At 63.6% G+C, this 6,853-nt stretch carries 7 protein-coding genes and 1 pseudogene; 6 read left to right on the plus strand and 2 right to left on the minus strand.

Annotated features, from left to right (window positions below; all coding sequences use genetic code 11):
* The 5 genes and pseudogenes from EOA27_RS15870 to EOA27_RS15890 all read left to right on the plus strand — a co-directional run.
* A pseudogene (locus EOA27_RS15870) lies at nucleotides 1–326 on the plus strand (metallophosphoesterase); the annotation flags it as partial.
* A gap of 18 nt (nucleotides 327–344) precedes the next feature.
* Nucleotides 345–1,757 carry a bifunctional serine/threonine-protein kinase/universal stress protein gene (locus tag EOA27_RS15875; RefSeq protein ID WP_126081392.1) on the plus strand — a complete coding sequence of 471 codons (1,413 nt, stop codon included), beginning with the start codon at nucleotides 345–347 and terminating at the stop codon, nucleotides 1,755–1,757.
* A 98-nt stretch (nucleotides 1,758–1,855) separates the two neighbouring features.
* Entirely contained in the window at nucleotides 1,856–2,557 is a 702-nt protein-coding gene (locus EOA27_RS15880) for a DUF2569 family protein (RefSeq protein WP_126081393.1), read from the plus strand.
* 100 nt (nucleotides 2,558–2,657) lie between these two features.
* Nucleotides 2,658–2,984 (plus strand): hypothetical protein, encoded by a 327-nt coding sequence (locus EOA27_RS15885; protein WP_126081394.1) that lies wholly within the window; start codon nucleotides 2,658–2,660, stop codon nucleotides 2,982–2,984.
* 277 nt (nucleotides 2,985–3,261) lie between these two features.
* Nucleotides 3,262–4,251, plus strand: coding sequence for a BMP family ABC transporter substrate-binding protein (locus tag EOA27_RS15890; RefSeq protein ID WP_095817026.1), 990 nt, complete (start codon nucleotides 3,262–3,264; stop codon nucleotides 4,249–4,251).
* 106 nt (nucleotides 4,252–4,357) lie between these two features.
* On the opposite strand, the gene EOA27_RS15895 is transcribed toward EOA27_RS15890, so the two are convergent.
* The gene (locus tag EOA27_RS15895; protein WP_126081395.1) at nucleotides 4,358–4,765 is read right to left on the minus strand and encodes a hypothetical protein; all 408 of its coding nucleotides are present in this window, start codon (nucleotides 4,763–4,765) and stop codon (nucleotides 4,358–4,360) included.
* Nucleotides 4,766–4,787: 22 nt separating this feature from the next.
* Entirely contained in the window at nucleotides 4,788–4,997 is a 210-nt protein-coding gene (locus tag EOA27_RS15900) for a SlyX family protein (protein WP_126081396.1), read from the minus strand.
* A gap of 256 nt (nucleotides 4,998–5,253) precedes the next feature.
* On the opposite strand from EOA27_RS15900, the gene EOA27_RS15905 reads away from it, so the two are divergent.
* Complete coding sequence (locus EOA27_RS15905) at nucleotides 5,254–6,786, plus strand: ABC transporter ATP-binding protein (RefSeq protein WP_126081397.1); 1,533 nt, start codon at nucleotides 5,254–5,256, stop codon at nucleotides 6,784–6,786.
* Nucleotides 6,787–6,853: the final 67 nt, after the last annotated feature.

Consider the following 6,853-nt stretch of genomic DNA (forward strand, 5'->3'; position numbering starts at 1 on the left):
CCTCAAGCGATGCCCGCTTCATCTTCTGTGGCCATACCCACGTTCCAGCCATTTACTATGCTTTGCCCGGCAGACGGCCGGTTCATTTTCGGCCGCTGGACAATGTGGGGGCGCCCTTGTCCGAGCTTAGGCGGCATCTTGTCATCGTCGGGGCGGTCGGCCAGCCGCGTGACGGCAACCCGGCCGCCTGCTTCGCGCTTCTCGACACGGAACGGCGTGAGGTGACGATGGTGCGCGTTCCTTACGATCATGAAGAAACCGCCCGCAAGATTCAGGCGTCAGGCTTGCCCGGGTGGCTCGGCATGCGCTTGAAGATCGGCCGCTAGTCAACCTGGAGGCGATGGATGCAGAAGTTCGAGGCAGGGGCAAGCATCGATGGTTTCGAGCTCGTCGAGCGGCTTCAATCCGGCGGCATGGCAACGCTATGGCGCGCGAGAAATCCGAATTTCGATTTCCCGCTTCTGCTGAAGATACCGTTTCTCGACCCGGGCGGAGACGTTTCCGTCATTCTCGGCTTCGAAGCCGAGGAACTGATCCTCAAACGCCTGTCGGGTCCGCATGTGCCACGCTTCGCGGCATCCGGAAGCCTGGCGAAGGTTCCCTATATTGCCATGGAGTTCGTCGCCGGCATCGGTCTGGCGGAGCTGACGAACCGCGCGCCACAGCCGCCGGACGAGGTGGCAAGGATCGGCGCGGAAATCGCGAAGGCGCTCGCCGCCTTGCACCGCCAGAAGGTCGTCCACCTAGATCTCAAGCCTGAAAACATCATTCTGGCCGAGCGCGGCGCCGTGCTCCTGGACTTCGGCCTCGCCCGCCATGCGGAGCTTCCGGACCTTCTCGGCGAAGAGAGTTCCGTGCCGATGGGCACGGCAGCCTATATGTCGCCGGAACAGGTGCTGGGCGAGAGGTCCGATCCCGCAAGCGATATATTCGCGCTGGGCTGCATCCTCTATCAGCTCGCCACCGGCGAGGAGCCGTTCGGGCGTCCGGCCACCTTCGCGGGAATGAAGCGCAGGCTCTATCATGCGCCCAAGCCGCCGCGAGACATCGACAAGGCCGTGCCGAGGTGGCTGGAGGCCGTCATTGTTCGATGCATGGAAGTCGATAGATCCAGGCGCTATGGCGAAGCGGCGCATGTTCTTTCGGATCTCAGGAATCCCGATCAGGTTGTGGTCGCCAGGAAGAGCGCGCCATCGAAGGAACGGGCCTGGGGAGCGATCAGGAACTTCTTCCGCAGAACGGACGAGAAGTCGCTGGTTGGCAAGGCGGCGAGCTCGGCAGTGCGCGCCGGACCGCCGATCGTCTTGGCCGCGGTCGACCTTGCCAATGGAAGCGATGCGCTGGCCGGCGAGGTTCGCAACGAAACCGCGCGTGTCCTTGCGGCACGTCCGGATTCCTGGCTGGCCTGCGTGACCGTGTTGAAGACCGAGATTGTCGGCAAGACACCGGATGTCGATGAATCAGGGCGCCTTGTCTATCTGCAGCGGCTGGTCGCGCTGAAGGACTGGGCGCGTCCGCTGCATCTGCCGGAGGACCGCATAAGCTATCACGTGCTGGAGGCGGTCAGTCCGGCCGACGCGATCCTCAACTATGCCGAGCACAATGATGTCGGGCACATCGTTGTCGGCGCCCGATCCTCTTCGGCAATTCGCCGCCACCTCGGCAGCGTGTCGACCAAGGTCGTGGCGCGGGCCCTTTGCTCGGTGTCGGTCGTGCGCTTGAAAGCGGTCGAGGAGGAAAGGCGGCTGTCGCCGTGAAGTGGTCGGTGCTCTGCAAGCGAGCTTGACTTCGGCCTTGCCTGCCTGTCGACTGCTTGCAGAATTGCATTGGGCTTTGCGAGGGGCATTGTCCTGACATGGCATCGATCGACCAGCAACCCGCGGGGCGGCCGGACAGCGGGCTTTCCTTCATCCCAGTGGCCTGGCTCGTCATCGTCATGGGCCTGTCGGCCTATGGCCTGATCTCGAACTGGCGGCTGATCGGCGACTTCAGCCTGCCGGATAACGTCCTCTTCCTGATCTATGGCGGCCTCGCCGGCGGCGTCATCACCATTCTGTGGGGGCTGTACCTGCTTGGTCTCGCCTTCAACCGATCGGCCCGTTTCCCGCGCCACTACACGATCTGGCAGGTCGCCATCATCATATGGATCCTGGTCCGCCAGGCCTATGTGCTGCTGGTGTCCGACTTCGTGTTCTCGGCCGAGGGGCTGGGCTTCACCGTCGCCGAGATCGCCGTCGGCCTGCTCTGTATCTATCTCCTGCGCAACGGGGCCGGCGCAGAGACGGTCTACGCCAACCTGGAGACCGAGCGGCCGCCGGTCTTCGTCTCGATCTTCGCCGCGCTGCTCGGCATCATCCTTGGCGGCGTGATCGGCGCATTTGGTGGGTTCTTCGCCGGTTCGCTGATCGCGGACCTGACGCATATGAGCTGCTTCGAGGGCGCCTGCGGATTTTTCGCCGCTTTCATCGGGCTGGGCGGCCTGATCGTCGGCGCGATCGCCGGCGGCATTTTCGCAATCTGGCGGGTCAACCGGCGCGGGCCGCCGCGGGCTCGGTAATTTCAAGGTGTCAATTTCATGGGGGCCGCGATTGCGCGGGAACCACGCACGCTCTATGTCGATGGCGGGGTAGACGGGAGCCTTCCCGGGGAGAGCGTCGATGTTGCGTTTCATCTTTCGGCTGGCAGCCATGATAGCGCTGTCGATTTCGGTCATCATGGCGGTGATCGACACTACACGCTCGGTCGCCGCCTCCTCGCTGGTGATGACGCCGCTCAACGCAAGCTGGCTGGCGGTCTCGCCGGATACCCGGGCCGCCTTCGAGAGCTTCGTGCGCGCCAAGGCAAGTCCGCTGGTGTGGGACGGCGCCTTCGCCTGGGTGCTCGCGCAGCCTGGTTTCGCCGTGTTCGCGGTGCTTGCTTTCCTGCTCTACGCCATTGGCTACCGGCGCAGGCGCCGGGGCGCGGAATTCGCTCCAAGTTCCTGAAGGCTCTTGTTGCGACGCTATTCCGGGCGGAATGCTACGGCGAAACCGCCGAGCCTGCCGCTTCACTTTTCCTGGAATTGCTCAAAGAGCCGTGCCGGACCGCCGGTAACCGCTTTTTCCAACAGGTCAAAAATCCACGTGAATTTTGTTTCGCGCCGTGCCAGATTGGCCGCGAGCGGGAAGGGCAAACACTTCCTGCCTGGCATCGCCAGCCTGCCGGAGAACCGGGCAGGCAGGCGGCGCAAAACGGAAAAATAACCGACAGGGTGTGGATCACATGAAACGTATCGTTCTCGGCCTTCTGGCCGCAACCGCAATGGTTCTTCCGGCTTTCGCCGCGGACGTGCAGCCGGCCATCCTCTATGATCTGGGCGGCAAGTTCGACAAATCCTTCAACGAGGCCGCCTATCACGGCGCCGAGAAGTTCAAGACCGAAACCGGCGTCGCCTATGTCGAATTCGAAGTCTCGAATGCCTCGCAGCGCGAGCAGGCGCTGCGCCGCTTCGCCGAGGACGGCCGCAACCCGATCGTCATGGCCGGCTTTGCCTGGGAGGACGCGCTGAAAGCGGTCGCGAAAGACTATCCTGACCTGAACTTCGCCATCATCGACGATGCCGTCGACCTGCCCAATGTGCGCTCGCTGGTCTTTAAGGAGAACGAAGGCTCCTACCTCGTCGGCATCCTGGCGGCGATGGCATCGAAGTCGAAGAAGGTCGGCTTCATCGGCGGCATGGATATCCCGCTGATCCGCAAGTTCGAATGCGGCTATGTCGGCGGCGCCAAGTCGGCAGGTGCGACCGACGTCATCCAGAACATGACCGGCGACACGCCGGCCGCCTGGAACGACCCGGCCAAGGGCGGTGAGATCGCCAAGACCCAGATCGACCAGGGCGCCGACGTGGTCTACGCGGCGGCTGGCGGCACCGGCGTCGGCGTGCTGCAGGCGGCGGCGGATGCCGGCAAGCTCGGCGTTGGCGTCGATTCCAACCAGAACGGCCTGCAGCCGGGCAAGGTGCTGACCTCGATGATGAAGCGCGTCGACGTCGCCGTCTACAACGCCTTCATGGACGGCAAGAACGGCACCTTCAAGGGCGGCCTCCAGAATCTCGGCCTCAAGGAAGGCGGCGTCGACTACGCCATGGACGACAACAACAAGGCGCTGGTGACCGACGAGATGAAGGCAGCGGTCGAAAAGGCCAAGGCCGACATCATCGCCGGCAAGATCGAGGTGCACGACTATACCGCTGACAACAAGTGCCCCTATTGATCGGCAGCTGAAGCAGGGTTGAAACCGCCGGGCCAGCGCCCGGCGGTTTCGTTTTTGGCCGGGGGTGATGCGGCCGACGATCGAAGCCGTGGCCGAAGGCGACATCCTATAACGTCCCGACGAGATAGCCGAGCGCGAAGGCTGCCAGCAGGGCGAGCGCAATGACAAAACCAAGCCTGCCGCCAAGCGAATGCAGGCCGACGCCGTAGGGTTTGCGCTCGACCCGGTGGATCATCACCGGCGGCGGTTCGGCCTCGGGAGCGGCAATGCCGGCGAGCCGCGCCTGCATCTGCGGCAGTTCGGCAAGGCGTTGCGTGACCAGCTCCCAGCGATTGCCGCGCGCTCCGGGCGCCGCGGGATCAAGCGCGCGCAGGCGCTCGGCGAGCCGCAGCACCGTGTCGCGAAAGGCGGGATCGATCTCGAGGTCGCGCTCGGCGCGGGCGCGTTCTCTGTCGTTCATCAAGCCGAAGACATAGTCGCCGGCCCGGGCGACGCGGTCGCTTTCACTGGACATGGCCGTCTTTTCCCATGGCTCCTCACCAATGCGGCGGCTTGCTCACCGGCACGTCGGAGGCGGTCTGCTCCTCCAGTTCAAGGAACCGGTTGGTCAGGGCTGCAAGCTTGCGCTCCATGCGCTCGATCACCTTCCACTGTTCGGCGATCTGGCCGGACAGTTCCTCGATGGTCTTTTCCTGCTCGGCGGCGCGGATTTCCAGCGTCGTCAGCCGATCGTCAGGCGTGGCCATGCAAAACCGTTCCTTGCGAATATGAAGCCTTCACCCAAGCAGATATTGGTGGGATGCCCACGAGTACCCGCTTATGCTCAGTTGGTTCTCGCAGGTTCCGATCGCAAAACCGCGGGACACTTTTGCGGAACCTGCTCAGGTTCGAAATTGACAAGGGCGCGGGGATTTGTCGAGAGTGAACGGCCGATTGGCATAAGCGGGGCATCATGCTAGGCATTTTGACCAAGCGATAAAAATACTGAGTGGGACAGGCTGCATGGCGCAAGCCGCAATTGAGCTCATAGGCATCAACAAGAGCTTTGGCGCGGTGCGCGCCAACCGCGACATCAACCTGGAGGTCGCGCGCGGCACCATCCACGGCATTGTCGGCGAGAACGGCGCCGGCAAGTCGACGCTGATGTCGATCCTCTACGGCTTCTACCAGGCCGACAGCGGCGAAATCCGCGTCGGCGGCAAGCCTGTTTCGATCCACACCTCCAACGATGCCATCGCGCTCGGCATCGGCATGGTCCACCAGCATTTCATGCTGGTCGACAATTTCACGGTGCTGGAAAACGTCATCCTCGGTGCCGAAAGCGATGCGCTGCTGAAGAGCAGCATAACCAAGGCGCGCTCGGAGCTTGACCGACTGGAACGCGAATACGGCCTCGAGGTCGATCCCGACGCCGTCATCGAGGAGCTGCCGGTCGGCCTGCAGCAGCGCGTCGAGATCCTCAAGGCGCTCTATCGCGGCGCCGAGATCCTGATCCTCGACGAGCCGACGGGCGTGTTGACGCCGGCCGAGGCCGACCACCTCTTCCGCATCCTCAAGCAATTGAAGGACCAGGGCAAAACGATCGTGCTCATCACGCACAAGCTGCGCGAGATCATGGCGATCACCGACACGGTTTCGGTCATGCGCCAGGGAACGATGGTCGCGACCAGGACGACAAAGGAAACCACGGTCGGCGAATTGGCCGAGCTGATGGTCGGCCGGCGCGTGCTGCTCAGGGTCGAGAAGGGCCAGTCGGAAGCCGGCGCGGTGAAACTGTCGGTGAAGAACCTGACGGTGAAGGACCAGCGCGGCGTCACCATGGTCGACGACGTTTCGTTTGACGTGCGCGGCGGCGAGATCGTCGGAATTGCCGGCGTTGCCGGCAACGGCCAGTCCGAGCTGCTGGAGGCGATTTCCGGCATCAGGCATGCGGTCTCCGGCGAGGTGATGCTCGACGGCAAGCCGATCGACCTCACCGGCAAGGCCGATCCCGGCGAATTGCGCGACCGCGGGCTGGCCCATGTGCCGGAGGACCGCCACCATGTCGGGCTGGTGCTCGCTTTCGAGGAAAACGAGAATTCCATCCTCGGCTATCACGATGACGAGCGCTATCTGAAGGGGCCGTTCCTCGACGTCGATGTCATCATGGCCGACGCCAAGGACAAGATCGAGAAATACGACATCCGCCCCGCCAATCCGCGGCTGAAGACGGCCAATTTCTCCGGTGGCAACCAGCAGAAGATCGTGCTGGCCAGGGAAATGGAACAGGACCCCGGCGTGCTGATCGTCGGCCAGCCTACGCGCGGCGTCGATGTCGGCGCCATCGAATTCATCCACAAGCGGCTGATCGCCATGCGCGACCAGGGCAAGGCCGTGCTGGTGGTGTCGGTCGAGCTCGACGAGATCCGCTCGCTTTCCGACCGCATCCTGGTGATGTTCGCCGGCCGTGTCGTCGGCGAGCGCGGCCCCGAGGCGACCGAAGGCGAACTCGGCTTGCTGATGGCCGGCGTCGAGCACCAGGAGGCCGCCGAATGAGCACGCCCTATGCCAAGCTGCCGGCCTGGGCCGATTACGGGCTGATCCCGCTGATCAACCTGTCGGT

Origin of the sequence: Mesorhizobium sp. M2A.F.Ca.ET.037.01.1.1, assembly GCF_003998075.1 — a bacterium.
Lineage (GTDB): Bacteria > Pseudomonadota > Alphaproteobacteria > Rhizobiales > Rhizobiaceae > Mesorhizobium.